At 64.8% G+C, this 26,157-nt stretch carries 27 protein-coding genes and 1 riboswitch; of the genes, 14 read left to right on the forward strand and 13 right to left on the reverse strand.

Going from position 1 to position 26,157, the window contains the following annotated elements; all coding sequences use genetic code 11:
- Nucleotides 1-41: 41 nt before the first annotated feature.
- The 3 genes from FJ946_RS10220 (at nt 42) to FJ946_RS10230 (ending at nt 3,702) form a co-directional block, all read left to right on the forward strand.
- On the forward strand, nt 42-830 hold the full coding sequence (locus tag FJ946_RS10220; protein WP_140565863.1) for a methyltransferase domain-containing protein: 789 nt from the start codon (nt 42-44) through the stop codon (nt 828-830).
- A gap of 139 nt (nt 831-969) precedes the next feature.
- Nucleotides 970-2,793, forward strand: coding sequence for an ABC transporter ATP-binding protein/permease (locus tag FJ946_RS10225; RefSeq protein ID WP_140565866.1), 1,824 nt, complete (start codon nt 970-972; stop codon nt 2,791-2,793).
- A gap of 105 nt (nt 2,794-2,898) precedes the next feature.
- On the forward strand, nt 2,899-3,702 hold the full coding sequence (locus FJ946_RS10230) for a DUF1194 domain-containing protein (protein ID WP_140560167.1): 804 nt from the start codon (nt 2,899-2,901) through the stop codon (nt 3,700-3,702).
- 111 nt (nt 3,703-3,813) lie between these two features.
- Here FJ946_RS10230 and metW read toward each other — a convergent pair whose 3' ends face one another.
- Together metW and FJ946_RS10240 are read right to left on the reverse strand one after the other, a co-directional pair.
- Nucleotides 3,814-4,428, reverse strand: coding sequence for a methionine biosynthesis protein MetW (gene metW / locus FJ946_RS10235; RefSeq protein ID WP_140500775.1), 615 nt, complete (start codon nt 4,426-4,428; stop codon nt 3,814-3,816).
- Nucleotides 4,429-4,486: 58 nt separating this feature from the next.
- Nucleotides 4,487-5,656 carry a homoserine O-acetyltransferase gene (locus FJ946_RS10240; RefSeq protein ID WP_140513895.1) on the reverse strand — a complete coding sequence of 390 codons (1,170 nt, stop codon included), beginning with the start codon at nt 5,654-5,656 and terminating at the stop codon, nt 4,487-4,489.
- 119 nt (nt 5,657-5,775) lie between these two features.
- A riboswitch (SAM riboswitch) is annotated at nt 5,776-5,853 on the reverse strand.
- 136 nt (nt 5,854-5,989) lie between these two features.
- On the opposite strand from FJ946_RS10240, the gene hisC reads away from it, so the two are divergent.
- Complete coding sequence (hisC, locus tag FJ946_RS10245; RefSeq protein WP_140565869.1) at nt 5,990-7,099, forward strand: histidinol-phosphate transaminase; 1,110 nt, start codon at nt 5,990-5,992, stop codon at nt 7,097-7,099.
- A 6-nt stretch (nt 7,100-7,105) separates the two neighbouring features.
- A complete protein-coding gene (locus FJ946_RS10250) occupies nt 7,106-8,041 on the forward strand; it encodes a prephenate/arogenate dehydrogenase family protein (RefSeq protein ID WP_181167284.1) in 936 nt (311 codons plus the stop codon).
- Here FJ946_RS10250 and FJ946_RS10255 read toward each other — a convergent pair.
- Both FJ946_RS10255 and FJ946_RS10260 read right to left on the reverse strand, forming a co-directional pair.
- The gene (locus tag FJ946_RS10255; protein WP_140565871.1) at nt 8,038-8,967 is read right to left on the reverse strand and encodes a sugar kinase; all 930 of its coding nucleotides are present in this window, start codon (nt 8,965-8,967) and stop codon (nt 8,038-8,040) included. The two genes, FJ946_RS10250 and FJ946_RS10255, sit on opposite strands and share 4 nt — an antisense overlap.
- A gap of 9 nt (nt 8,968-8,976) precedes the next feature.
- Nucleotides 8,977-9,975, reverse strand: coding sequence for a DUF2125 domain-containing protein (locus FJ946_RS10260; protein ID WP_140565874.1), 999 nt, complete (start codon nt 9,973-9,975; stop codon nt 8,977-8,979).
- A 137-nt stretch (nt 9,976-10,112) separates the two neighbouring features.
- On the opposite strand from FJ946_RS10260, the gene FJ946_RS10265 reads away from it, so the two are divergent.
- The 3 genes from FJ946_RS10265 to FJ946_RS10275 all read left to right on the forward strand — a co-directional run bounded on the left by FJ946_RS10265 (nt 10,113) and on the right by FJ946_RS10275 (nt 12,414).
- Nucleotides 10,113-10,634 carry a gamma-glutamylcyclotransferase gene (locus FJ946_RS10265; protein ID WP_140500781.1) on the forward strand — a complete coding sequence of 174 codons (522 nt, stop codon included), beginning with the start codon at nt 10,113-10,115 and terminating at the stop codon, nt 10,632-10,634.
- Nucleotides 10,635-10,753: 119 nt separating this feature from the next.
- Nucleotides 10,754-11,701, forward strand: coding sequence for an aldo/keto reductase (locus FJ946_RS10270; RefSeq protein WP_140558105.1), 948 nt, complete (start codon nt 10,754-10,756; stop codon nt 11,699-11,701).
- 86 nt (nt 11,702-11,787) lie between these two features.
- Nucleotides 11,788-12,414, forward strand: a complete 627-nt coding sequence (locus FJ946_RS10275) for a LysE family translocator (RefSeq protein ID WP_140500783.1) — start codon at nt 11,788-11,790, stop codon at nt 12,412-12,414.
- A gap of 40 nt (nt 12,415-12,454) precedes the next feature.
- On the opposite strand, the gene FJ946_RS10280 is transcribed toward FJ946_RS10275, so the two are convergent.
- Together FJ946_RS10280 and FJ946_RS10285 are read right to left on the reverse strand one after the other, a co-directional pair.
- Nucleotides 12,455-13,243 carry a 1-acyl-sn-glycerol-3-phosphate acyltransferase gene (locus tag FJ946_RS10280; RefSeq protein WP_140500784.1) on the reverse strand — a complete coding sequence of 263 codons (789 nt, stop codon included), beginning with the start codon at nt 13,241-13,243 and terminating at the stop codon, nt 12,455-12,457.
- Between the two features lie 122 nt (nt 13,244-13,365).
- Nucleotides 13,366-14,268 carry a LysR family transcriptional regulator gene (locus tag FJ946_RS10285; protein WP_140500785.1) on the reverse strand — a complete coding sequence of 301 codons (903 nt, stop codon included), beginning with the start codon at nt 14,266-14,268 and terminating at the stop codon, nt 13,366-13,368.
- A 113-nt stretch (nt 14,269-14,381) separates the two neighbouring features.
- Here FJ946_RS10285 and FJ946_RS10290 point away from each other — a divergent pair, with 113 nt between their 5' ends.
- Complete coding sequence (locus tag FJ946_RS10290; RefSeq protein WP_140565877.1) at nt 14,382-14,852, forward strand: DUF1348 family protein; 471 nt, start codon at nt 14,382-14,384, stop codon at nt 14,850-14,852.
- A gap of 25 nt (nt 14,853-14,877) precedes the next feature.
- Nucleotides 14,878-15,510, forward strand: a complete 633-nt coding sequence (locus tag FJ946_RS10295; protein ID WP_140560175.1) for a pyridoxamine 5'-phosphate oxidase family protein — start codon at nt 14,878-14,880, stop codon at nt 15,508-15,510.
- Nucleotides 15,511-15,519: 9 nt separating this feature from the next.
- On the opposite strand, the gene FJ946_RS10300 is transcribed toward FJ946_RS10295, so the two are convergent.
- The 3 genes from FJ946_RS10300 to ftsE all read right to left on the reverse strand — a co-directional run bounded on the left by FJ946_RS10300 (nt 15,520) and on the right by ftsE (nt 17,971).
- Nucleotides 15,520-16,233: a YdcF family protein gene (locus FJ946_RS10300; protein WP_140500788.1), complete on the reverse strand. Its 714-nt coding sequence runs from the start codon at nt 16,231-16,233 to the stop codon at nt 15,520-15,522.
- 99 nt (nt 16,234-16,332) lie between these two features.
- A complete protein-coding gene (locus tag FJ946_RS10305) occupies nt 16,333-17,319 on the reverse strand; it encodes an ABC transporter permease (RefSeq protein WP_140500789.1) in 987 nt (328 codons plus the stop codon).
- Nucleotides 17,312-17,971, reverse strand: a complete 660-nt coding sequence (gene ftsE / locus FJ946_RS10310; RefSeq protein WP_140565880.1) for a cell division ATP-binding protein FtsE — start codon at nt 17,969-17,971, stop codon at nt 17,312-17,314. The genes FJ946_RS10305 and ftsE overlap by 8 nt, the downstream gene beginning before the upstream one ends.
- 301 nt (nt 17,972-18,272) lie before the next feature.
- Here ftsE and FJ946_RS10315 point away from each other — a divergent pair, with 301 nt between their 5' ends.
- From FJ946_RS10315 to FJ946_RS10325, 3 genes are all read left to right on the forward strand, one after another.
- Entirely contained in the window at nt 18,273-18,914 is a 642-nt protein-coding gene (locus tag FJ946_RS10315; RefSeq protein WP_140565882.1) for a hypothetical protein, read from the forward strand.
- 89 nt (nt 18,915-19,003) lie between these two features.
- Nucleotides 19,004-19,546, forward strand: a complete 543-nt coding sequence (hpt, locus tag FJ946_RS10320; protein ID WP_023677924.1) for a hypoxanthine phosphoribosyltransferase — start codon at nt 19,004-19,006, stop codon at nt 19,544-19,546.
- 109 nt (nt 19,547-19,655) lie between these two features.
- The gene (locus FJ946_RS10325) at nt 19,656-20,027 is read left to right on the forward strand and encodes a response regulator (RefSeq protein WP_181165388.1); all 372 of its coding nucleotides are present in this window, start codon (nt 19,656-19,658) and stop codon (nt 20,025-20,027) included.
- Here FJ946_RS10325 and FJ946_RS10330 read toward each other — a convergent pair whose 3' ends face one another.
- Nucleotides 20,028-20,969 carry a DMT family transporter gene (locus FJ946_RS10330; RefSeq protein WP_181167734.1) on the reverse strand — a complete coding sequence of 314 codons (942 nt, stop codon included), beginning with the start codon at nt 20,967-20,969 and terminating at the stop codon, nt 20,028-20,030. It lies immediately after the preceding gene.
- Nucleotides 20,970-21,191: 222 nt separating this feature from the next.
- Between FJ946_RS10330 and FJ946_RS10335 the strand changes: the two genes are divergently transcribed.
- Nucleotides 21,192-22,073, forward strand: a complete 882-nt coding sequence (locus FJ946_RS10335; protein ID WP_140500792.1) for a LysR family transcriptional regulator — start codon at nt 21,192-21,194, stop codon at nt 22,071-22,073.
- Here the strand turns inward: FJ946_RS10335 and FJ946_RS10340 are convergent.
- The 3 genes from FJ946_RS10340 to FJ946_RS10350 all read right to left on the reverse strand — a co-directional run bounded on the left by FJ946_RS10340 (nt 22,052) and on the right by FJ946_RS10350 (nt 26,119).
- Nucleotides 22,052-22,423, reverse strand: a complete 372-nt coding sequence (locus FJ946_RS10340; RefSeq protein WP_140500793.1) for a glyoxalase superfamily protein — start codon at nt 22,421-22,423, stop codon at nt 22,052-22,054. The genes FJ946_RS10335 and FJ946_RS10340 overlap by 22 nt on opposite strands.
- A 41-nt stretch (nt 22,424-22,464) precedes the next feature.
- Nucleotides 22,465-25,059 carry a TIGR02302 family protein gene (locus FJ946_RS10345; protein ID WP_140565885.1) on the reverse strand — a complete coding sequence of 865 codons (2,595 nt, stop codon included), beginning with the start codon at nt 25,057-25,059 and terminating at the stop codon, nt 22,465-22,467.
- A 118-nt stretch (nt 25,060-25,177) separates the two neighbouring features.
- On the reverse strand, nt 25,178-26,119 hold the full coding sequence (locus tag FJ946_RS10350) for a threonine/serine dehydratase (RefSeq protein WP_140565887.1): 942 nt from the start codon (nt 26,117-26,119) through the stop codon (nt 25,178-25,180).
- Between the last annotated feature and the right edge of the window lie 38 nt (nt 26,120-26,157).

Below are 26,157 nucleotides of genomic sequence, written 5' to 3' on the forward strand. Positions count from 1 at the left end.
CTTTTGTTGAAACCCGCCGATATCGCGGCTACATCCCTGACATGCATTCCGACATCGTCGATCTCCGCTCCTTCTATTCGACAGCGCTCGGTCGCTTCGCCGAGCATTCGATCACCATGGCCTTGTCATCGATATGGGCCACCGTGCCCAATGAGCGGCTTGTCGGGCTCGGCTACACCTTGCCTTGGCTGGAACGGTTCGGCAGTGACGCCGAGCGGGTGTTCGCCTTCATGCCGGCGACGCAGGGCGCCGTGGTCTGGCCGGCGGCGGGACCGACGGCGACGGCTCTGGTTTTCGACGAGGAACTGCCGCTGGTCGATTCCTGCATCGACCGCATGCTGCTCGTGCATTCGCTCGAGCATGTCGAAAACCCGCGCGAAACGCTGAACGAGATCTGGCGCGTGCTGTCGCCGGCCGGCCGGGTGGTCATCGTCGTGCCCAACCGGCGCGGCGTCTGGGCGCGGTTCGAGCACACGCCGTTTGGCAATGGCAGGCCGTTCTCGCGCGGTCAGCTCACCGAGTTGCTGCGCGAGGCGAATTTCACGCCCGCCGCCTGGTCCGACGCCCTGTTCTTTCCGCCATCGCGGCGGCGTTTCATGATGCGCTTCCACAATATGGTGGAGCGCGCCGGCCGGCGGCTGTGGCCGATCTTTTCCGGCGTCATCGTGGTCGAGGCGCAGAAGCGGCTCTATCAGGGCGTGCCGGCCGCCCAGCGCGCTTCCCGACGGGTTTTCGTGCCGGTGCTTTCGCCGCATGCAGCAACGCGGCTCGGCCGGCGAATAGAGACCGGGGCCACGACATCGCCGGGTCCGCGAATGACACCTTCGTGATCGTGCCAGAAACTTGCGCCGGACGGCATTTCGCGACCTATCTGTCGCTGACGGGCTCGCAGCCTGGCTGAGTGACCGGTGGCGTCACTACACTTCATCCGGTTTTCAGCACCGCTTTTGAACGCAAGGACTTCAGCTCATGGCCGATTATCCGGACAATGATGCCTCTGCCCGGCCTATCGCTGCGGTCGAAGCTTCGAGCCTGCGTGATCAGGTGGCAACCATCAAGCTGGCGCTTGCCGGGTCGCCGGTCCGCAAAGGGCTACGCTGGGCCTCCATCGGAATGGTTGCCGTCATTGTCGCGACCTCGATCGGCCAGGTTCTGCTCAACCGCTGGAACCAGCCTTTCTACGATGCGCTTGCACGCCGCGACATGCAGGCCTTCCTGCACCAGCTCGCCATTTTTGCCGCGATTGCCGGTGGGCTTCTTGTGCTCAATGTCGGCCAGACCTGGCTCAATCAGACGATCCGGCTGAAGCTGCGCGAGGCGCTGACGCTCGATCTGATCGATGGATGGATGCGGCCGGCGCGCGCTTTTCGCCTGGCGCATGCAGGCGCCATCGGGGTCAATCCCGACCAGCGCATGCAGCAGGACGCGAGCCATCTTTCCGACCTGTCGACGGATCTTGGCGTTGGCCTGCTGCAATCCCTAATCCTGCTCGCCTCCTTCGTCGGCGTGTTATGGGAGCTGTCCTCGGGCTTCGTCTTCCATGTCGGCGGGACATCGCTCGCCATACCGGGCTACATGGTGTGGGCGGCCATCCTCTATGCCGGAACGGCTTCCTGGCTGAGCTGGCTGGTCGGACGGCCACTGATCCACCTCAACAGCGACCGCTACACACGCGAGGCGGAGCTGCGTTCCTCGATGGTGCGCGTCAACGAGAACATCGATGCCATCGCGCTCGCCCGAAGCGAGCCCGATGCCAGGCGGCGGCTGGAAACCGACCTGGGCACCGTGCTCGGCGCCATGCGACGCATCTATAACGCCCAGATCAATCTCGCCTGGGTGACGGACACCTATGGCTGGATCACCGTGGTGGCTCCCATCCTGGTCGCTTCGCCGGTCTATTTCGCGGGCGATATCAGCTTCGGCGGACTGATGATGGCGGTCGGCGCCTTCAATCAGGTCCATTCTTCATTGCGTTGGTTCATCAACAATATCGGCAGCATCGCCGATTGGCGCGCGACGCTGATGCGCGTCGCCGATTTCCGCATTGCGCTGGATGAGACCGATGTGCTGCACGACCAGGAAAGGCGCATCGAATTCGGCGAGAATGCAAACGGCAAGCTGACCTTCGAGAAACTCGAAGTGGCCTCGCCGGAGGGCTGCACGAGGCTCGCCGACCAGCATGTCGAGATCCACGCCGGCGAACGCGTCATGCTCACCGGCGAGCCTGGCGCGGGCAAGACGCTGTTCTTTCGCGCCATTGCCGGCCTGTGGCCGTGGGGGAGCGGGCGCATCGGCATGCCGGCGGGGGAGACGCCTATCTTCGTGCCGCGCACGCCCTACTTCGCGACCGCCACGTTGCGCGAAGTGCTCGACCACGTGGACGGGGTTGCGCCGGCAAGCGATGCCGATATCTCAGCCGTGCTGGCCGAGATCGGCCTGGAACACCTGTCGTCGTCGCTCGGCCGCAGCGCGCGCTGGGAGCATGAACTGGCCGACGACGAACTGCGCCTGCTGGCCTTTGCCCGCCTCGTGCTGCGCCAACCAAAATGGGTGATCATCGATGAGGCTCTCGATGCCTTCGACGGACCGACACTGCGGCGGGTGTTGTCGATGCTGGAGAAGCGGCTGGGCGGGGCGACGATCCTCAATATAGGCCGCGGCCAGCACAACAATCAATTCTTCCCGCGCGCACTGACCATCGTGAAGGCGTCCGGCGTGCCGGCTCTGAAGCCCGCGCGCATAAGGGCAGGCGCAATCGAGCCGCCGCCGGCCGCTCCTCGCCGCAAGAAATAGCACTTCCGGCATCTATTCGGACCAGCCCGCGCCACGCCACGCGGCAGCTTTATTTCGCCGTGATCGCGAGGGAAGATCGCACCGGAAACATAGCTTGAGCCGGCCATGCTTGATGCTCTCAGCCTGCTTGCCTGCCTGGCCTGCACCGAGGCCGCCGTGACTGCGCCTGCGCCGGATAGTCTGGCCGTTGATGTCCAACTGGTGCTGGCGGTCGATATCTCATTGTCGATGGACGAGAAGGAGTTCGCCCTGCAGCGCGCCGGCTATGTGGAGGCGCTGCGTCATCCCGACTTCATCAAGGCGGTCCGCGCCGGGAACGCCGGTCGCATCGCGCTCACCTATTTCGAATGGGCCGGCACTGTGCGCGATGACGCGCTCATCGGCTGGCAGGTCATCGACGGCGCCGAGAGCGCCAACGCCTTTGCCGACAAGATAGCGGCTCGTCCGTTCCGCAGCTTCCGCGGCACGTCGATCTCCGGCGCGCTCGCCTTCGGCGCGGGGCTCTTCGACCGCACCGCTTACGAAAGCGAACGCAGCGTCATCGATATTTCCGGTGACGGACCGAACAATATCGGGCCGCCCGTCACCGCCACGCGGGATGCGGCAAACGCCAGAGGCATCGTCATCAACGGCCTGCCGATCCTGATCAATCCATCGCCCACCTTCAGCCACCTCGACCGGTATTACGCCCAGTGCGTCACCGGCGGGCCGGGCTCCTTCGTGCTGCCGATTTATACAGCCGCCGAATTTTCGACGGCAATCCGGCGCAAGCTGATTCTCGAAGTGAGCGGCGTTCAGAACGAGACCAGGATCATTCCCGCCGAAGCCGAGGCTCCGATCGACTGCCTGCAAGGCGAACGCGACAGACGGTTCTTGTCGGATCCGTATTTCCCGGAGCTCGATCGCTGAGCCTTCGCCGGGCTATGCGTTCCAACCTGCTGATGACCTTCGTCGCAGAGATCAGCCTGCAGCTCGACTTCGCCCGAAAAGGGGGTGTCATAGCCACCTCCGGGATGGCCCTTATCGCTTCAACAAGAACACCGCCTGCTGGCCGAAGAAGTTCCAGAACCACCATGGCATCGACAGGCCGATCTTCTGGCCGTTGGCGTCGAGCGCGGTCGCCCTTTCCACGGTCGCGCCAAGCTCCTCGCACAGATTGACGAAGTCGCGGATGGTGCAGAAGTGGATGTTCGGCGTGTCGTACCAGGAATAGGGCAGGTCCTTGGTCACCGGCATGCGGCCCTTGACGAACAGCGACAGGCGCACCCGCCAGTGGCCGAAATTGGGGAAGGACACGATGGCGTGTTCGCCGATCCTGAGCAGTTCGTCGAGAACGAGCTTCGGGTTGCGGGTCGCCTGCAAGGTCTGCGACAGGACGACGAAATCAAAACCCTTGTCGGGATAGAATTCGAGATCCTTGTCGGCGTCGCCTTGCACGACCGAGAGGCCGCGCGCCACGCATTCGTTGACGCCGCGCTGCGACAGCTCCAGTCCGCGGCCGTCGATCTGCTTGGTTTCCTGCAAAAGCTCGAGCAGCGAGCCGTCGCCGGAGCCGACGTCCAGCACCCGCGATTGCGGCGGGATCAGACCGGCGATCACCTCGAGATCGACGCGCTGGGCGCGGTTGACGCTCATGGCTTGCCCCTTGTCGTGGTGCGTGACCCTTGATGGACAGGTCTGCAATTTTGCGGGGTCATGCGCCGAGCCCTCTCGCTCGCGCGGCCGAGCCGATGAAGCCATTGATGGCGGCGAACAGTTCCGGCTCGTCGAGCAGGAAGGCGTCGTGCCCGCGATCGGTCTCGATCTCGACGAAGGACACCGACGCGCCGGCGGCATTCAGCGCATGGACGATCGAGCGGCTCTCCTCGGTCGGGAACAGCCAATCCGAGGTGAACGACACCAGGCAGAAGCGGGTCTTGGTGCCGGCAAAAGCATCGGCCAGCCTGCCGCCGTGGTCGGCGGCGAGGTCGAAATAGTCCATGGACCGCGTCATATAGAGATAGGAATTGGCGTCGAAGCGGTCGACGAAAGTCATGCCCTGGTGACGCAGATAGCTCTCGATCTGGAAATCGGCGTCGAAGCCGAAGGTCAGCGCTTCGCGGTCCTGCAGGTTGCGGCCGAACTTCCGGTGCAAGGCTGCTTCCGACAGGTAGGTGATGTGGGCGGCCATGCGCGCCACGGCGAGCCCCTTTTCCGGGCGTTTGCCGTGGTCGAAATACTTGCCGCCATGCCATTCGGGGTCGGCCATCACGGCCTGCCGGCCGACCTCGTGGAAAGCGATGTTCTGCGAGGAATGCCGCGCGCCGGTGGCGATCGGCAGCGCCGAGAAAACACGCTCCGGATAGCTCGACGCCCATTGCAGCACCTGCATGCCGCCCATCGACCCGCCGAGCACGCAAAACAGTTTTTCGATGCCGAAATGATCGATCAGCATCTGCTGGGCACGCACCATGTCGCGGATGGTGATGACCGGAAGGTCGAGCCCATAAGGCTTGCCGGTGGCGGGATTGGTGGATGCCGGGCCGGTGGAACCGAGGCAGCCGCCGATGACGTTTGAGCAGATGACGAAGAAACGGTTGGTGTCGATGATCTTGCCGGGGCCGATCAGCACTTCCCACCAACCCGGCTTGCCGGTCACTGGATTGGTGCTGGCCACATGCTGGTCGCCGGTCAAAGCGTGGCATACGAGAATGGCGTTGGAACGGGCGTCATTCAGCGTGCCGTAGGTCTGGTAGGCGATCTGGAACGGCGACAGCAGCGTGCCGGCGTCGAGCTTGAGCGGCTTGTCGGCGCCGAAGCGCACGACCGGACTCGACGGTTGGTCTGCCTCGTTGTTGGTTCTGCCAGCGCGCTGAGCGGCCATCTCGTCTCTCTTGCTGCACCCTCGCCTTTGCGGAAATCGCTATCGATGTCCGCGCCGCGATGCGTTCGTCCGGCCGGCCGCGGACAATAAAAAACCGGCAATGCCTTCGCAAAGCCGGTTACGTCGCGCAAACGGCCCTTTAGCGAATTGTTTAACGTGGCTGCAAGCCGACCGGCCAAATCACCACGGAACTGTCGCTGCCCTTCTAGAACTCACCTGCCTCGCCGTCAATGCCGCCTGCTGGCACCACTGCCACCTCTCGACATTGCCGGCCATGGCTTGTATTTCCGCAGCGGCTTCCAGGACGGAAGCGTTCTCGACGGATTTTGCGATATGAGCCAGACCTCGGACAAGGCACGTCCAACCCCGCGCGCGGGCATCATGGACATCCAGGCCTATGTGCCGGGCAAGAGCTCGGCCCCCGCCGGGGTGGACAAGGTCCACAAGCTGTCGTCGAACGAGAACCCGCTCGGCCCCTCGCCGAAGGCAATCGAGGCCGCGCGCGAGGTCGCCGCCAAGCTCGACGTCTATCCCGACGGCACCGCCCGGCGCCTGCGCGAAGCAATCGCCGAGGTGCATGGTCTGAACGCACAGAACATCATCTGTTCCAACGGCTCCGACGAGATCCTCGGCCTCATGGCGCAGACTTATCTCGCGCCCGGCGACGAGGCCATATTCACCGAACACGCCTTCATGGTCTACAAGATCTACATCCAGTCGGCGGGGGCGACGCCTGTCGCAGTCAAGGAGACCGAGGAGCGCGCCGACATCGATGCGATCCTGGCGGCCGTCACGCCACGTACGAAGATCGTGTTCCTCGCCAATCCCAACAATCCAACCGGCACTTACGTGCCGTTCCAGGAGGTGCGCCGCCTGCATGCCGGCCTGCCGAAGAACGTGCTTCTGGTGCTCGATGCCGCCTATGCCGAATATGTCAGGCGCAACGACTATGAGGCCGGCATCGAGCTCGCGGGCAGCTCTCAGAACGTGGTCATGACCCGCACCTTCTCCAAGATCGGACTTGGCGGGGCGCGGATCGGATGGATGTATGGGCCGATGCACATCGTCGACGCGATCAACCGCATACGCGGTCCCTTCAACGTCAATGCGACGGCGATCGAGGCCGGCATCGCCGCCGTCCGCGACCGCGCCCATATCGAGCGCAGCGTCGCGCATAACGAGACCTGGCTGGCCTGGCTGAGCGAACAGATGACCGGGCTCGGGTTGCGGGTGACGCCGAGCGTCGGCAATTTCCTCCTCATTCATTTTCCCGACGACGGCAAGCATTCGGCCGCGGCGGCGGACGATTATCTCACCCAGCGCGGCTACATACTGCGGCGTGTTTCGGGCTATGGCTTTCCCAACGCACTGCGTATGACGGTCGGCACCGAAGAGGCCAATCGCGGCGTTGTCGCGGCACTCACGACATTCCTGAAAAGCTAGAACGCCATGGCATCACCGATGTTCGAAAAGATCGCGCTGGTCGGCATCGGCCTGATCGGCTCGTCGCTGGCCCGCGTCATCCGCCGCGAGGGCCTGGCCGGCCATGTCGCCATCTCGACGCGCAGCGCCGCGACGCTGGCGCGGGCGCAAGAGCTTGGGCTGGGCTCCTCCTACGCCATAGATGCCAAGGAAGCGGTCCGCGATGCCGACCTGGTTATCGTCTCGGTGCCGGTCGGCTCGTCCGGCGCGGTGGCGCAAGAGATCGCGCCGGCGCTGAAGAGGGGCGCCATCGTCACCGATGTCGGCTCGACCAAGGCTTCCGTGATCGCACAGATGCAGCCGCATATACCCGGTGGGGTGCATTTCATTCCCGGCCATCCGCTGGCCGGCACGGAGAAATCTGGGCCCGATGCCGGTTTCGCCGATCTGTTCGACAACCGCTGGTGCATTTTCACCCCGCTGCCGGACACGGATCCGGACGCGCTGGAAAGGCTTTCCGAATTCTGGCGCCGTTGTGGCGCCAACATCGACACGATGGATCCGCAGCATCACGACATGACGCTGGCCATCGTCTCGCATTTGCCGCACATCATCGCCTACAACATCGTCGGCACCGCCGATGACCTAGAATCGGTGACCAAGACGGAAGTCATCAAATATTCCGCTTCCGGTTTCCGCGACTTCACGCGCCTCGCCGCCTCCGATCCGACCATGTGGCGGGACGTGTGCCTGCACAACAAGGACGCGATCCTGGAAATGCTGGCGCGGTTCTCGGAGGATCTGGCTTTTCTGCAGCGGGCGATCCGCTGGGGCGACGGCGACAAGCTGTTCGACCTGTTCACCCGCACCCGCGCCGTGCGACGCTCGATCATCGAGGCCGGCCAGGACATCGACGTGCCGGATTTCGGTCGCCAGGCGGTCGAGCATCCGGCGAAAAACTAGGCTCCTTCAGGCCAGGTCGCCGCCATCATCGCCAGTGTCTCGGCACGATCGGGCGCGCCCAGCCTGCCGCCGAAGCGCTGGCATTTGAGCGCCGCGGCCGCGCTGGCAAAGCGTAGCGCCTGCTCGATCGGCATGGCTTGCGCCAATCCGGCTGCGAATGCGCCATGAAAGACGTCGCCGGCTGCCAGCGTATCCACCACCTTGACCCTTGGCGCAGCGACGTGGCGTACGCAACCGGCCTGCCTGTCATGCCACCAGGTTCCAGCCCCGCCGGCAGTTACCGCGACGAAAGCGTCGGTGCGCGACGCAAGGTCGGCGCATGCGGCCTGCGGGTCCAGCGCCTGGCCGCAGACGATGCGCGCCGCCGGTTCGGAGGCGACGATGTGCGAGGCGAGCGGCAACAGCCGCTCCAGCACTGCCAATGGCGCGGTGTCGGCATCGAGGATCCCAGGGCGGCGGGCAGCGCGCGCAGCGCTGAGCGCCAGCGCCGCCGCACCCGGCCAGCGCACATCGACCAGCACGGCATCGAAAGCCGTGAGATCGGCGACCGGCAAGCCGTCGGGATCGGCCTGAGCGCGCTGATCGTAGAAAGGCACGATGATGCGCTCGCCATGGCCGTCGACAAGGATCGCGGCCAGCGCCGAGGACGCTCCGGGGACGCGACGGACGAGGCTGCAATCGACGCCCTCCGCCTCGATGCCCGATATCAGCTGGTCGCCGACCTGATCATCGCCGGCGCTCGCCCAAAGCCACACTTCGGCGCCCAGCCGGCGTGCGGCGCAGGCGGCACTCGTGGCCATGCCGGAAGCGATCTGGACGCCATCGGCGGCCATGAACTTGCCCTGATGGATGGGAAGCGCTTCGACGCGAAGAATGGTGTCGAGCGTCAGCGCGCCGACGCTCAGGAGTTTTGCCGGTCTGTCCATTGGGGATGCTTAGTCGACCGGCTTGATCTTGCCCAGCGGGATAAAGCCGAGCGAGGCCTTGCCCTTGACCACCTTGAGCGGCATCGACGGTTCGTTGCCGAGCAGCGCCAGGGCGGCAAAGCCTTGTTCGATCTGGTTCTTCTGTTCGGGTATGGCGGCCCCGAGAATGGCGGCCACGGCTTTCGGGTCCTTCAGTCTGATCATCAGATCGGCATCGACCAGGCCCTCGGCGTCGACCGACAGCGGCCCGGAAACGGTGACGTGCGCCGTGCCCGACGACAAATCGAGCCTGCGGATCTCGACGGCCTGGCCGCGCAGGCTTTTCAGTTGCGTGCCGATCAGGGCCAGGCCGTTCTTCAGCGTCGCCTCGCCACTGGCGTCGAGCGGCGGCAGGACGCGGCCCCCGATCGCATCGGGATCGATCTCCAGATCGCCGAAGCTGCCGATATAGTCGATATCCCTGCCGTTCGGCTGCAGCTGGCCCGCCGCCTTGCCGGCGCTGAACAGTTGCACCGGATCGGTGTCGTCGGCCGGATCGGTCTGGCCGGACAGGCCCTCGGCCGTGAGCGAAATGCGTCGCGGCAGCGGCCATGAGAGCTTGACGTTGGCCTTAAGATCATCCCAGTCGATCCACAGCGGCACCATGCCCGGAACCGAGGTCCTGAGCGGACCGCGCAGGTCCGCGACCGGCGACAGCGGCTGGATGATCTGGGCGACGGCGTTGAAGGAGCCGGCAGAGGCGGCAAGGTTCTTGGCGTCGTCCTCATAAGCAACATTGTCGCAGGAGACGGCGAAGCTCAGGGGATAACCGCTGACCTGGAGATTGGCGCAGCCGGCCTCGATGCCACTCTTGTTGAGCGTGGCGATCGCCTTGTCGGCTTCGCTCCGGACCCTGTCGGCGAGATAGAACCAGCCGCCGCTGTAGATGGCGAACAGCGCGATGACAAACGCTGCAAGCCAGAACAGGCGGCGGCGATGCTTCGGCTGGCGTTCGTCAGTGGACGTCATGCTGCGGTTCTCGTTCACGCATGGGGGCTGTGGGCGGGCTGTCGATTCTGGCAACGACAAAAGGTAGACAGAGATGGACGGAAAAAACACCGATTCCGGTGTGGTGCTGCCATTCTTACGCAATCAGGCACGGCGATATGGGCGATTTTTGGGTGTTTGGCTATGGTTCGTTGATATGGCGGCCGGGGTTCGCGCATGTCGAGACAAGGCGGGCGCGCCTGCATGGCTATCGTCGCGCGCTGTGCGTCTATTCCTTCGTGCATCGCGGCACGCGGGAACGTCCGGGGCTGGTGCTCGGCCTTGACCGCGGGGGTTCCTGCGTCGGGCTGGCTTTCCGGGTGCCGGGCGAGTTGCGGGACGAGGTCATCGCCTATCTGCGTGAGCGCGAGCTGGTCACCAATGTCTATCTCGAGCGCATGCTCAATGTCCGCCTTGACGGCGGCGGCACGGTCGAGGCCGTGGCCTATATCGTCGACCGCAATCATGAGCAGTATGCCGGTGCGCTCGATGCGGCCCACGCCGCTGATGTGGTGCGCGGCGCTGTCGGCCAGTCCGGCAATAATGAGGATTATGTGTCGAGCACGCTGGACCATCTCCGGGCGCTCGGCATTCGCGATCACTGGCTGGAAGACGTGGCGAGGCGGATCGCGCCTTTGTGAAGCGCTGGCTCTGCGGAAAAGCCCGGTGAGGCCTTTGACCTCGATGCGGCGAGACCTAGGTTAGGCTCCGACTCTCAACGGGCGATAGCCGCCCAATCCCACCAACACGGAGATCAGCCTTGCAGAAACGCCGTCTCGGTCGCACCGACCTTTCCATCGCGCCGCTGGTTCTGGGCGGCAATGTCTTCGGCTGGACCGCCGACGAGAAGACGTCGTTCGACCTGCTCGACCGCTTCGTCGGCGCCGGCCTGAACGCGGTCGACACAGCGGACGCCTATTCGCGCTGGGTGCCCGGCCACGAGGGCGGTGAATCGGAAACCATCATCGGCAAATGGATGAAGGACCGCGGCAACCGCGATAAGGTCGTGGTGATCACCAAAGTGGGCTCAGACATGGGGCAGGGCCACAAGGACCTGTCCGCCGCTTACATCGAAAAGGCCGTCGATGCATCGCTGAAGCGGCTTCAGACCGAGTTCATCGATCTTTATCTGTCGCACTGGCCGGATCCAACCACGCCCTATGAGGAAACCCTCGGCGCCTATGAAAAGCTCCTCGCCAAGGGCAAGATCCGTTATGCCGGCTGCTCGAATCTCGACGCCGGCCAGTTGCGCGCCGCGCTCGACGTGGCAAGCCTGCGCAGCCTGCCGCGCTATGAAGTGCTGCAGCCGGAATACAATCTCTACGACCGCTCGTCGTTCGATGGCCCGCTGCGCGATCTCTGCATGGCGGAGGACATCGGCGTGATCACCTATTTCAGCCTGGCCAAGGGTTTCTTGAGCGGCAAATACCGCAGCGAGGCCGATCTCGGTCAAAGCCCGCGCGGCGGCGGCGTGAAAGATTACCTCAATGCGCGCGGTATGCGCATCCTCGCGGCACTCGACGCGGTGTCCGCCAGGCATTCGGCCAAACAGGCGGAAGTGGCGCTTGCCTGGGTCATTGCCCGGCCGGGCGTCACCGCGCCTATCGCCAGCGCCACCAAGCCTGAACAGATGGACAGCCTGATCAAGGCGGTGTCGCTGGAGCTGAGCGCCGACGACATGGCCGAGCTCGACAAGGCGAGCGGCTGAGCCGTCAGCAGCGCGCACGATCGTCCAAGACGGTCGCCCCGACCTTGCCATACCGTCATTGACGCTTGGCAAGACAGGAGGCGCGGATGGCAGGCCCGCTTTTTTCGCAGCCGGATATGTGGCGTCAGCTCGTTGCGCTGATGCTTGCCGCCACGGCCGTCATGGGCAGCCCAGGACCGGCGACGATAAGCGTCACCGCCGTCGGCGCGGCGTTCGGCCTGCGCCGTTCCCTGAGCTACGCCTTGGGGGTCATCCTGGGCACGATCACCGTGCTTCTGGTCGTGGCAAGCGGGGTGAGCGCCATGCTTGCCGCGATGCCGCGGCTCGCGCCGCTGCTTGTCGCGGCGTCGGCTGCCTATATCCTCCATCTCGCGTTCAAGATTGCCAGCGCGCCGCCCCTGGCGGCGGATGCCGGCGAGGCCGCGCGACCGACATTCACCGGCGGGTTCCTGCTGGCGGTGGCCAACCCGAAGGCTTATGTGGCCATCGCCGCGGTGTTCGCCGGCGCGTCCGCGGATTCGGGCGCCGGCGCCATCGGCACCGGGCCGAAGCTGACCGCTCTCGCATTCATGATCGTCGCCATCCATGCCGTGTGGCTGCTTGCGGGCGCTGCTTTCGCGCGCTTTCTTCGCAGGCCGGTGGCTTCGCGCATCATCAATCTGGTCTTTGCCGCGACGCTGGTGCTGACGACCGCACTGGCTGTGTTCGCTTGAACGTTGCGCGAGCCGCCATCGGCGCGCCGAAGGCCGCACTTCAGGCTTTGGCGCCGAGTTCCCGCAGCCGCTTGACCGCCGTCGGCGGCAAGGCGGGCGGATTGGGTGCACGGGACGCGTCGATGAGGAACTGGTCGCAGGCGGTTTCGGTTTCGCCGATCAGCCGCCGCATGAATTCCTCCTTGTCCAGGCCCGGCGGGATCGGCGGCAGGAAGCGCGCCTTGATGGTGCCGGGATAGCGCAGGAACTTGCGGCGCGGCCAATAGAGGCCGGCAACATGGGCGACCGGCACCACGGGAATGCCGAGCTGCGCATAGATTTCGACGATGCCGTATTTGTAGGCGGGTTCGTCGCCGGGCGCGCGGCGGGTGCCTTCGGGATAGATGATGAGCTGCCGCGGGTTGCGCGCGATTTCTTCCTTGGTCGCCGCAACCACCGCCTTCAGCGCCTTGGAGCGGCTGCCGCGGTCGACCGGGATCATGCGCATTTTCAGGATGTACCAGCCGAAGAACGGAATCCAGGTCAGCTCGCGCTTCAGAATGTAGAGTGGATCCTGGAGATAGGGGAAGAAGGCGATCGCGTCCCAGAAGGACTGGTGCTTGGGCGCCAGGATGAAGGAACCTTCGGGCAGATTTTCCAGCCCGGTGATGTCGCTCTTGGTCCCGGCGATCTTGTCGTAGAGCCACATCGAGGTGCGCGACCAGAATTTCGGCACGAACCAGGCGCGATGGCGCGGCGACAGGAAATAATAGGGAGTCCAGAGGATCATCTGGACGATCAGATTGACGTAGAAGACGAAATTGAACGCCAGCGATCGGACTTGGAGCATTGGGGGAGGCCCGGTAAGGAGGTGTGCGTTGGTTACACCAAGCGGGCGCAAAAAGGAAATGGTCGAAGATGCCCACGAACGGCGCCGAAAGACGTTTCGGCTTCGCCCACGGCCCAGCCGCGCTACATCAGCCGCGCCAGTCTTTCTTTCAGGCGCGGGGCGGCGAAGTCAAGAAATGCGCGCAGCTTGACCGGCAGCAAGCCGTGGCCTGCGTGCACCAGGCTTACCGGCCAGGGTTCCGGTTCGAACTCCCGCAGCAGCACGCACAGCGCGCCTGACCGCACCGCCGCGTCGACCTGGTAGGACAGCACCCTCGTCAGCCCGACGCCGGCGAGCGCGGCATCGATCGCAGCTTCGGCGGTGTTGACCTGAAGCCGCGAGCGGACCCGAATCGGCATCTCGGCCTTCCCGACGGTGAAGCTCCATGTCGAGAGCGCGCCCGGCCCTTCGAAGGTAATGCAGCTGTGGGACTCGAGGTCCGCAAGCGCCGTCGGGGCGCCGCGTTCGGCCAGATAGCCGGGGCTCGCGCAAACGACACGGCGGATCGTACCGATCCGCATGGCGACAAAACTGGAGTCGGGAAGCCGGCCGATGCGGATGGCGAGGTCGAAATGGTCCTCGACCAACCGGGTTATGCGGTCGGCCAGGGTCAGGCGGATGTCTACGTCGGGATAGGCGGCGAGGAAGCCGGTCACGACCGGCAGCACATGCAGGCGGCCGAAGACGACCGGCGCGGTGATGGCCAGTTCGCCCGTCGGGGCGCTGTATTCGCCGGCCGCCATGCGCTCGGCCTCGCCGACCTCGCCCAGGATGCGACGGCAGGCGGCAAGATAGGCCTGGCCCGCATCGGTCAGCGTCAGCCGGCGCGTCGAGCGGTTCAGAAGGCGGGTCTTGAGATGCCGTTCCAGGTCGGAAACCTTGCGGCTGACCGTCGCCAGCGGAATGCGAAAACGGCGCGCGGCGGCAGACAGGCTGCCGGCCTCCGCCGCGGCGACAAAAAGCGACATGGCTTCGAGCCGGTCCATCGATTCTTCCGGAAATTGGAAGGATAGATTACAAATATGGCATCTACATCTGTCTGATGGAAGCCTCCATATTGGCCGTGACGCAGACGACCCGGGTCAAGAAAGGAATTGTCATGTCGCAAGAGCGTCCGCCGCTGCCGCCATTCACCGCGGAAACCGCCGCGCAGAAGGCGCGCATGGCCGAGGATGCCTGGAACTCGCGCGATCCAGCCCGTGTCGCGCTTGCCTATACGGTAGACAGCCGCTGGCGCAATCGCGCCGAGTTCCTGCAAGGCCGCGATGCCATCCAGGCTTTCCTGACGCGCAAATGGAGCCGGGAACTCGACTACCGGCTGATCAAGGAGGTCTGGGCTTTCCATGGCAACCGTATCGCGGTGCGTTTCGCCTATGAGTGGCATGACGACAGCGGCTCGTGGTTCCGCAGCTATGGCAACGAGAACTGGGAATTCGACGAATATGGGCTGATGCGGCTGCGCATCGCCAGCATCAACGACCTGCCGATCGGCGCTGCCGACCGTAAATATCACTGGCCGCTCGGCCGACGGCCGGACGACCATCCGTCGCTGTCTGAACTCGGGCTTTAACCTCTCCGGGTAAGAAAGGCTACCGATGGACGCGCATGCTTTTACCAGCGACGTCGCTTTCACGCCGACCGTCAAGGCGATCCAGGCCCGCAAGGGCTCTCGCCAGGCCTATTCCCGGGTCGAGGAGCGCGGTGGCTGGCAGTCGGTGATTACATCGGACCTTGCGGCCTTCATCGAGATGCAGACCAGCGTCTTCCTGTCGACGGCCAACGGTGTTGGCCAGCCCTATATCCAGCATCGCGGCGGACCGGCCGGCTTCCTCAAGGTGCTCGATGAAAAGACGATCGGCTTCGCCGATTTCGCCGGCAACAGACAGTTCATCACCCAGGGCAATCTCGCCGACAATCCGCAGGCCTTCCTGTTCCTCATCGACTATGCCCATCGCCGGCGCGTCAAGATCTGGGGCAGCGCGCGCGTGGTGGAAGGCGACGCCGAGTTGATGGCGAGGCTGATGCCGCGGGATTATGCGGCACGGCCCGAACAGGTCATCCTGTTCACCGTAGCGACCTGGGATGCCAATTGTCCGCAGCACATTCCGCAGCGTTTCGAGGCCGCCGATGTGGCGGCGGCGCTGGCCGAACGGGACAGGCGGATCGAACGGCTCGAACAGGAAGTCGCTCGCCTGCGGCAGGCGCCGGGATCCGTCGTCACCAAATGACGAGCAGGTTCAGCTGCCGGCGGCGATCTCGGCCAACGCGATGCCGTCCGGCGTCGGCTTCACCGGAACGATGCCGCGCGCCAATGCGAGCAGATATTTATTGTATTCGGTGAACAGCACGCGCAGCGCCCGCGGCTTGGTCAGCCAGCCGCCATTGTCGAGATTGCTGTTGACCACCGGATAGGGTTCGAGCTTGGCCTTGTGCAGCAGCCGGCCCATTTCCAGCAGGCTGCGCGGCATGTGGTAATTGTTGGTGACGAGGATCACCGTGCCGTAGGCATGGCTCTCGACCCATTTGGCGCTTTCCTCGGCATTGCCGATCGTGTCGAGCGCGGCGCGGTCGATGTCGACGCAGCAGGAAAACAGCCTGATGTCACCGCCGGTCGCGGCCTGAAGCTGACGCCGGCTGGCGGAGGGATGCACACCGCTGATCAAAAGCCGCGCGCCCTTGCCGGACGCCAGCAGTTCCATCGCCGCATCGAGGCGCGATTGGCCGCCGGTCAACACGATGATCGCGTCGGCCTTGGCCGGGTTGGCAGGGGTGGTCAGATGGCTGACGGTGTTGGCGAACCAGCCGAAGCCGCCGGCAAACAGGGCGACCAGGGCAAGCAAGGCGAAAGAAGAAACGCGCAGCACGGCCGAAACCCGGCCGCGTCCATGCGGACGCGCCGCCAACGCCGGCATCGGTCCAACGGTACTGGTCGAGTCCCGCACCTCCATCATGGCATGGTTAATCCCGAAATGCGGCCTTTGGTAGGTAAAAATCGCAATTTGCGTTACGGCGGTTCTTCATGCGTGATCGATCCTGGTTATTCGACGTCGTCATGCTTCAGGCTGGCGCACGTCGATGTCGCTGAGATAGGCGACGACGGTGGCGTGCGAGGTTGCAGCCGTCAGCGCGCCGATGACCAGCACCATCAGCACGACACCGAGATAGCCGGCCGAGCCGATGGCGAAGTTGCCGAATAGCGCAGTCGCCTGGTCGGCCTGCGGGGTCGCCATGTTGCGCGAGGACCACCAGGAAAAGACGATGAAGACGGCGACCGCGGCGGCTCCGCCGGCGGCCGCGCCCTTCATGCCGGTGATCAGGAAATGGCGACGGAACTCGCGGGCGATGAAACGCGCTTCGGCGCCGACGAAATGCAGCACCTCGATGATGTGGCCGTTGCCGGCCATGGCGCCGCGCGTGGCGAACACCACGGTCAGCACCGTCGCCGAGAGCATCAGCGCCAGCACCGCGATACCGATGGTCACCGTGGTGCGGGCCATGGCCACCAGCCGGTCCACCCAGGTGCGGTGATCGTCAAGCGATGCGCTCGGCAGCTTCGGCGTGATCGCGGCGCGCATGGCGGCGAAATCGGGCGGGTTGCTCTCGTCGATGGTGACGATGATCAGCCGCGGCACCGGCAGTTCGTCGATGTTGAGGCCCGAACCCAGCCACGGCTCCAGCAATCTGGCGGTGGCGTCGCGGTCGATGATCCTGGTCGCCTTCACGCCGGGGAATTCGCCGGCGATCTGCGAGGCCTGGGCAAGGGCTGCCTCCATGTCGAGGCCGTCGACCGGCTTGATCTGGATCGTCGCCTCGCGCGAGATCTGGTTTTCCCAGACCGAGGCGGTGTCGCGCACCAGGGTAACCGCGCCGAAGGTCAGGCAGGACAGGAAGGTCATGATGGCGATGACCAGCACCAGGGCGCGGCCGGCGATGTTCTGCGCCGGCACGATGGGCGCCATCTTGCGCTGGACGCGCGGCCTTGGCGCGGCCGCTTCGTCGGCCTGTGCGTCGAGGTGTTCGGCGGAAAGCTCAGTCATAGACATCAAGCCTCCCGCCGGCCAGGATCATGCGGCGCGCATCGACCTGCTCCATCAGGCCGAGATCGTGGGTCGCGATCACCACGGCGGTGCCCAGGCGGTTGAGTTCGATGAAGAGCCTGAGCAGGCGTCGCGCCAGCGGCGGATCGACATTGCCGGTCGGCTCGTCGGCCAGCAGGATCTCCGGCTGCTCGATCAGGGCGCGGGCGATCGCGGCCCGCTGCTTCTCGCCGCCCGACAGGACCGGCGGCAGCACATGCATGCGTTCGCCGAGCCCGACCCATTTCAACAGCTCGGTGACGTCGGTGCGGTAGCTCGCCTCCTCGCGCCCGCGCACGCGCAAGGGCAACGCGACATTCTCATAGGTGGTCATGTGGTCGAGCAGGCGGAAATCCTGGAACACCACGCCGATGCGGCGCCTGAGATGCGGCAGTTCGGCGCGCGAAATGCGCGAGCGGTCCTTGCCGAAGATGGTGATCAGCCCACGCGTCGGCTTCAGCGACATGAAGAGAAGCCGCAGCAACGTCGTCTTGCCGGCGCCCGAAGGCCCGCTCAGGAACTGGAACGAGCGCTCCGGTATGTGCAGGGAAATGTCGCGGAGGATTTCCGGACCCATGCCATAGCGGAGGCCGACATTTTCGAAGCGAATCACTTTCGGCGACCTGAAATTCCTAGAGCGTGATGCCGAAAAGTGTGAGGCGGTTTTCGGGCGACATCATGCTCTATCACTCTAATTCGGAGGCGGATTCAGATTTCAGGTCGATTTGACCTGAAATCGGAATCCGTCGGCGGCAAGCCGGCCTGTTCTGGGAAAAGACCATCGGCCGGCATGGTTAACCGGCGGTTAATTAGCGGGTTGTTTCGGCTCGTCACAAGGGCTCCAGTGGGGAAGCGTTAACCATTTGCCTTTACGCAAAAGAAACGAAAAGCGAACGTGCTGCAATGCTGGGGCCATGATGGCTGAGGATCGAACCGCGCGCCCGGTTTCCGGCGAAATCATGACCGATCCGTCGGCAAATGCCGCGCCGGAGCGTATCCTGCGCGCTGGCGCGGCGGATATCGTCGATGCCGACTATGTGGTGGTGCCGCGGGCCGCGCCCCATGCCGAGGCCATTTCACCGCGGCGCGTGATGTCCATGCCATCCCTCGAAGGCATGGACATGCTGCGCAAGCCCGAGCCGCCGCCAGTGCGGCCGCCGGCGCCGCGCGGCGGTCCGATCTTCTGGATCGCCGGTGTCGGCGCCGCCTTTGCCGCCTTCTGGATCTCCGGCGGGCATGCACTGGTGCGCCAGGCGCCGCCCGCCGCGGGCGGACCGGGCTCGGCGTTGAGCATTTCAGGGGTGACGTCCCGCGTGGACGCGTCTGGGGCGAACCCCGTGCTGTTCGTCGACGGCGAGGCCGCCAATGACGGTGCAAATCCGGCGACGCTGCCGCCGCTCGAGATCCGCGTCACCGGCAATGACGGGCGCACAACGCGCTATACTTTGGGGACATCCAGCCGCTCATTGGCGCCAAGTGAAAGATTCGGCTTTGCCAGCCGGCTTGACGTGCCTAGAAACGGCGTAAGGACGGTGTCGGTCACCTTCGCGGAATAGCATGTGCGACAGGTGAGGCCGGCCCGCAAACGGCTGATGTCAGCGCTTCCGGTGCGCGAAGGCCTTTGAAAATCTTGAAGGGACGAAGAATGCCAGTTGTGCGCGGCAAGGACATCGAGGTCCTGTTTTCGGCGTCGGCCATCGCCCGACGCAATCTCGAACTCGCCAAGGAGATCGCCGGGCACGACTATCACGATCTTCTGGTGATCTCGGTGCTGAAGGGCTCGTTCATCTTCGCCGCAGACCTTATCCGCGCCATGCATGATGTCGGCCTGTCGCCGGAGGTCGAGTTCATCTTCATCTCCAGCTATGGCGCCGGCACCACAAGCGGCGAGGTGAGGGTGCTGCGCGACATCGACAACGAGGTCGCCGGCCGCGACGTGCTTCTGATCGACGACATTCTGGAGTCGGGCAAGACGCTGAGCTTCACCCGCGACCTGATGCTGTCACGCGGCGCCAGAAGCTGCGCCATCGCGGTGCTGCTCGACAAGCGCATGCGCCGCCAGACCACCCTCAATGCCGATTATGTCGGCTTCGACTGTCCGGATTATTTCGTCGTCGGCTACGGCATGGATGTCGCGCACGCCTTTCGCGAACTGCCGTTCGTCGGCGTCGTCAAAGGCGATGCGTGAGGCAGCGGCAAATACTGAAAAAGGCCTTAACGGCTTCAAGAAAATAACCCATGCCGGAGCGCCGGGCCTTTCAGAAAAAGTCAACGTTTGCTCGCCAAACATGCCGGCCATGGCAAAGCTTCTGATCGTTGAGGACGATGAGTCCGTCCGCACCCTCGCAGCCCGGGCGCTCGAACGCGCCGGACACGCAATCGACATCGCCGCCGACGGCGCGCAAGGACTGGCGCTGATACGCGCCGCGAAGGGCGCCTATGATCTCGTCGTCTCCGACATCCGCATGCCCGAGATGGACGGCATCGAGATGGCGATTGCAGCCTCGGCATTTTTCCCGTCGATGAAGATACTGCTGATGACCGGCTATGCCGATCAGCGCGAGCGCGCCGAGGAGTTGAACGGCATCATCCTCGACGTCGTGCAGAAGCCGTTCACGCTGGCCGAAATCCGTTCACGCGTCGAACGGGCGCTGAGCATTTTCGCCTGATCAGGCGGGATCGGCAGCGACGAGTACGGGGAGCTTGCGCCGTCCGGTGTTGAGCGCAAGCAGGCCGGCGCCGATGATAAGGGCGGCGCCGATCACGGTCGTCGACCGCGGCACTTCGGCGAAGAACAGAAAACCCCACAGCGGCGACCACAGGATGCCTGTGTATTCGAAGGTGGCGACGCGGTTTGCCGGCGCCATCCGGTAGGCCTGCGACAGCAGGATCATGCCGGCGGAGGCGACGAAGCCGCAGGCGGCCATCTTGAGGAAATCCGGCAGCGTCGGCCACAGCCAGGGCCGCACCAGGAATTCCAGACTGGGATGGGCGGCATGATTGATGCCGGCAAGCCAGAACAGGCTTGCGACCAGTGCGGCGCCGGCGAGATAGGCACCGTTCTGGTAGAAGGCCATCACGGTCGAGGATTCGGTGTCGCCGATCTTACGCGCCATCAGTTGCGAGAAGCCGTAGAGCACCGCGGAGCCCAGCGACAGCAGCGCCGCCCAGTCGAACAGTCCCGCACCCGGGCGCAGCATCACGACGACGCCAAGCAGCCCGATCAACACGGTCGCCAGCGTCTGCCAGGAGACCCGTTCGCCAAGATAGGGCCCGGCCAGCACCATGATGCAGAGCGGGGCCATGAAATAGAGCGCCACGGCATCGGCCAGGGGCAAGGCGGCGATGGCGAGGTAGTACATGGTGTAGGAGGTGAACTGAATGAAGGCGCGCATGGTCAGCACGCCGAACCGCCGCGACAGGATCGCACGCAGCCCGACATCGGCATGGACGAGCACGTTCAGGATCGGCAGGGCGACGACCGCGCGGATGGCCATCACCTCGGTCACGGGGTAGCCGCCCGACACCGCCTTGACCAGCGGGTCCTGCAACGAGAAGACCAACACGCCCAGGCACAGGCTCAGCATGCCCAGCACCATCCGATTGCGCATAAGGATCCCAAGCTCCCGTACCAGGACGCAAGCAAGCTTGCAGCAAGCTAAAAAGAACCCGCCACCGTTTCGGGCAGCGGGCATGAGTGAGGACTCTTGATTGGTCCGTGGCCGAATCCTCAGCCACATATCCAATGGGTGAAGCAACTATCATCCCGTGTTTGACATGTTGCAAACGAATTGGAATGATACCAGCAATCAAAATTCCTTATGGCGGACAGGATGCGGCCCACCCTCGACAGCGATCTCCTGCGCACCTTCGTGGCCATTGTCGAAGCAGGCAATTTCACCAAGGCGGCCGAGCAGGCCGGTCGCACCCAATCGGCGGTTTCGATGCAGATGAAGAAGCTCGAAAGCGTCATCGGCGACAGCCTGTTCGAGCGTGGGTCGCGCGGCGTGGCGCTGACGCGGCGCGGCGGCGATCTGATCGTCAATGCCCGCCGCATCGTCTCGCTGCTCGACGAGACGGCAGCGTCGATGGCGGCGGCGCCGCTCGGCGGGCCGGTGCGGATCGGCATTCCGGAGGAATATGGCCATGCCATCCTGTCGCGCGCGCTCGGCGCATTCTCAAAGCGTCACACCAAGGTCGAGGTCACCGTGCGCTATGCCCATTCGGGGGCGCAGATAGCGGCGCTAGCCGCCGGCGAGCTCGATCTTTGCGTGGTGTTCGAATGGCAGGATCCTTCAGGCGGCGAAGTGCTGATGCACGATCCGACGGTGTGGGTGACATCGATCCTGCATAACATGCATGAGGAGCGTCCGGTGCCGATCGCGCTCTACAACCGGGCCGGCTGGTGCAAGGATTTCGCCATCAAATCGCTCGAGCAGCGCGGGCTCGGCTATCGTGTCGCCTACACCAGCGACACGACCGGCGGCCTGAAGCTTGCCGTCACCTCGGGACTGGCGATCGCACCGATTTCGCGCAGCAACATTCCGGACGGCTGCCGCGAGTTGACGTCCGCCGACGGTTTCGGCGACATCGATTCCTCGAATGTGGTGATGCATCGCAACCCGAATGCGTCGGGCGAGGCGATCGACGGCATGCAAGAGGCGATCCGCGAGGCGTTCGTCAACAGGCAGACTCAGCCGGCCGCATCCTCGTAGAAATGCAGCCGGTTGCCGAACGGATCGGCAACCGACACCTCGCGGGTCTTCCACGGCGTCTTTTCCAGGCCCGGCCTGGCGAAACGGTATGCTTTGCCGATCAGCTCGCGATGCAGGGCGGCGATGTCCTCGACCTTGATGCGCATGGCGATGCCGGGCGCGCCGTCGCCATGGTGTTCGCTCAGATGCAGGATGCAGCCGTCACGGCCGACCGCCATGTAAAGCGGCGCGTTGTCGTCAAAGCGGTGCTCCCACAGCACCTGGAAGCCGAGGAAGCCGACGTAAAACTCGTGGGCCTTGGCAATGTCGAAGATGCGCAGGATGGGCGTCACTGTGCCGAGTTTGGGCATGATGTTGCAGCCGCTCCCAGCGGATGCCGCGGCGGCGATCCCTATTTCAGTTCCAGCAGCCGTTCCAGATAGCTGCGCTCGATATCGGGGCTGAGCGCATTGCCGAGCCGCTTGCGGATCGCTTCCAGGATCTGGCGGGCGCGCTGCACGTCGATCTCGTCCGGCACCTTCACCGAATCGCCGAAATCGGGACCCTGGCTGGCACGCGGCCGGCCGAGCGGATCGCGATCGGCGTTCTGCTGGCGACCGCCTTCCTGGCTGCCGCCTTCGTCGCCCTGCATCGCCTGCATCTGCTTCATCATGTCTTTGGCGCCCTTGCGCAGCGCCTCCAGCGCGCGCCCCTGGTGGCCAACGGCCTGATCACCTTCACCATCGCCCAGGGCCTGCTCGGCATTGCCCATTGATTTGCCGGCCTCGCCAAAGCCTTCATTGGGCTCCATGCCCATGCCTTCGAGCCCCTTCTTCAACTGCTCGAGGTCGTTCTTCAACTGGCCTTGGCCTTCCTGCAACTGCTTCAGCGCATCGGCGAATTCCTGCGGCGTCATCGGCTTTTGACCGGCGAGCGGATCGCGGCCCTCGCCTGCGCCCGGTCTGTCCTGATCCTCGCCACCGCCTTCGCCGAGCTGTTCGTCGCGGTTCTGGCCGCGCTGGCGCTCGCCGCGCTGCATCTGGTCCATGCGGAAGGTATCGTTCATCATCTCCTGCTGGCGCCGCAGGATGTCGCCGAGCTTGTCCATCTGCTGGCGCATCTGGCTGTCCTGCTGGCCACCCTGCTGCTGGCGGCCTGCCTGGAGGTTGTTCATCATGTCCTGCAGCTGCGACAGTAATTGCTGCGCCTTGTCGCGATCGCCGGACTTCGCCAGGTTCTCGATCTGGTCCATCATGCGATCGATGTCGCTCTGGCGCAGTTCCTGGCCGTTCTGCTGCATCTGCGGGGCGTTGGGATTCTGCTTGGCGCGCTCGGCGAATTCCTGCAGGAACTGGTTCATCGCCTCGCGCAGTTCCTTCATCGCCCTTTCGATCTCCGCGTCGCTGGCGCCGTTCTTGATAGCGTCCTGCAAAGCCTGCTGCGCCTGGCGCAGCCGCTTCTCGGCAGCCGAGAGATTGCCCTCCTCGATGCCGAGCGCGATTTCCCAGAGATAGGAGACCTCGTTGCGCAACTGGTCGTCGCTGTCGGCCATCTTCAACCGGCTGCGCGCGCTCATGATGGCGAGGTAGTGGGACATGTTGTCGAACGTGTCCTCGGGCCGCAGCGTGATCGCATCCATCAGGTCGAGCACGCGCGGCTTGGCGTTGGCGTCGAGCGCCAGCAGGCGGCGCTGCTCGATAACGGCTCGCGCCAGCGGATTGGAGAACGGCCGCTCCGGCATCACCAACGTCTTGGTTTCGCTGCTCGCCGTATGCCCGGCATCGTCGGTGGCGACCAGCGTCAACTTGATCTCGGCGCCAGCCCAGACGTGCTCGGTCAGGTCCTTCGAGGTCCGGGCGGCATTCGCCTTGCCACCGCGGCGCGGCAGCGTCAGCGGCATGTCAGGCGGACCGTAGAGCGGACGCGCATCGGGCGCCTGCGGATCGGCGAGCGCGAACACGGCCTTGGCGTTGGCGGCGCCATAATCGTCGTCGATCTGGTAGTTGAGCTCGAAAGCGCCGTTGACAGCGCGCTTCGGCTCGCCGACGAAACGGATCTGCGGCGGCTTGTCCGGGATCACCGCGAAGGCCCAACGGCCGAGTTCGTCCTCGCCCGACTTCAGCGTCAGCGTGCCATCGCTCGTCAGCTTGCCGATGAACTGGCGCACTTTGGACTGCGCTGCCGGGCTTGCCGCCGGCTTGGCCGCGGCCGCCTGCGGGTCGGCGGGATCGATGGCGCGCGCATTGCCATCCTTGTCGGCATAGGCAAGCGTCTCCTCGCCCGAGCCGCCGGTGACGCGCAGCGAAACATCACTGCCTTCGGGAACGTGGAAAGCCGGCGCCGCCTGGTTGGCATCCGCGGTCAGGAAAATCGGCGGCTTGCCGGTATAAGCGGGCGGCGTCACCCATGCATCGATGCGCGGCGGCACGGCGTCATGCGCGTCCTGGGCGCTGAACGCGTCGGCTATCCGGCCACCGGTCGGTCCGAAGGAAAAAGCGAAGGCGGTGACGAGCAGAAGCGCCGCCACGGCGCGCAATCCCCAGGGATCGCGTTCCGGCACGCGCGTGCGCGGCACGTCGGCGCCGAGGCTGTCGAGCCTGTCGGCCATGCGCTTCTGGTGCTCGCGCCACAGCGCCTGCGAGAAGCTGCTTTCGCGACCACTCGGCCGGTCCGTCTGGGTCTGGACGGGGTGGTGCAGCAAATGGTTGGCCGCCTCGATGCGGCGGTCGATCTCGGCGCCGCCCGGCATGCGGAAAAAGCGTAGCGGGTAGAGCGCGGCCAGTGTCGCGACGCCGAAGGCGGCGACCAGCCCGATGCGCGCGGCATCGGGCAGGCGCGGGAAAAGCCCTAGCCAGGAAATGCTGAGAAACAGGCTGGCGACGACGAGAAGCGGCAGCAGGAGCGGCCAGCCCCGTTCGACCATCATCGACACCCGCGTCGCCAGCCGGCTGAGCGCCAGGCGCCCGGCGAGACCGCGATCGCTGCTGAAGATCGGTCGTTCCGTCATCGGCCCTTCCAAGGGAGCGGGCGGGATGGCCCGAACCTCACGACTCGAAGAATACCCAGCAAACGCGGCGAAGGCGAGGCAGTTCCTGAAAAACGTGAAGGAGAGAAAGGCGCAGCGATCAGAATTTCGCCGGGTTTGCGTTCGCGCCGCAGACCAGGACGGCGAGCCGTTCGCCGGGTGCCGGCGCATAGCGGCCGGACAGGATGGCGCCGAACGCCGCGGCGCCACCGGGTTCCGAGATGATCCGCACCCGGTCCCACAGCGCCTTCTGGGCGACGACGATGTCGTCGTCGCTGACCAGGATGGAGCGTTCCACGAAGGCCTCGGCGATCGGGAACATCATCTCGCCGACGCGTTTGGGCGCCAGGGAATCGGCGGCGATGCCCTCGGCCGGCGCATCGACCGGATGGCCGGCCTCGAGGGCGCGATAGAGTGTCGGCGCGCCCTCGGGTTCTACGGCGACGATGCGGATACGGCCGGCGAACCAGGCGGCGATGCCGCCGATCAGGCCGCCGCCGCCCACGGCGACCAGCAAAGTGTCGATCTCAGGCAGGTCGTTCTCGATTTCCAGCCCGAGCGTGCCTTGCCCGATAAGCGTTTCCTCCTGGTTGAAAGCGTGGATCTGCAAGGCGCCGGTTTGCTCGGCGAAACGTTCGCTGGCGGCCAGCGCCTCGGCATAGCGGGCGCCGCCGACGACCAGCTCGGCGCCGTAGCTGCGAATGCGCTCCAGCTTGGCCGGCGGGCTCACCTCCGGAACGAAGATGGTCGCCCTGTGGCCGAGACGCATGGCGGCATACGCCACCGCCGCTCCATGATTGCCGCCCGAGGCGGCGACGACACCGGCCCCGGGGACCTGCCGCTCGAGAAGATTGGTGAACGCGCCGCGCGCCTTGAACGAACCGGAATGCTGCAGGCATTCGAGTTTGAGATCGACCGCCAGCGGCGGCCGGTTGAAGTCGGCCATGTCGACGCGCAGCACCGGCGTGTGGCGCACATAGCGACGGATGCGCGGTTCCATCATCGCGATGCGTTCGCGCGTTATGGTGTTGCCGTTGGTCATGGCCATCTCCTTGGGATTGACAGCAATTAGTAACTTGG

Origin of the sequence: Mesorhizobium sp. B2-4-7 (assembly GCF_006442685.1) — a bacterium.
Taxonomy (GTDB): Bacteria; Pseudomonadota; Alphaproteobacteria; order Rhizobiales; family Rhizobiaceae; genus Mesorhizobium.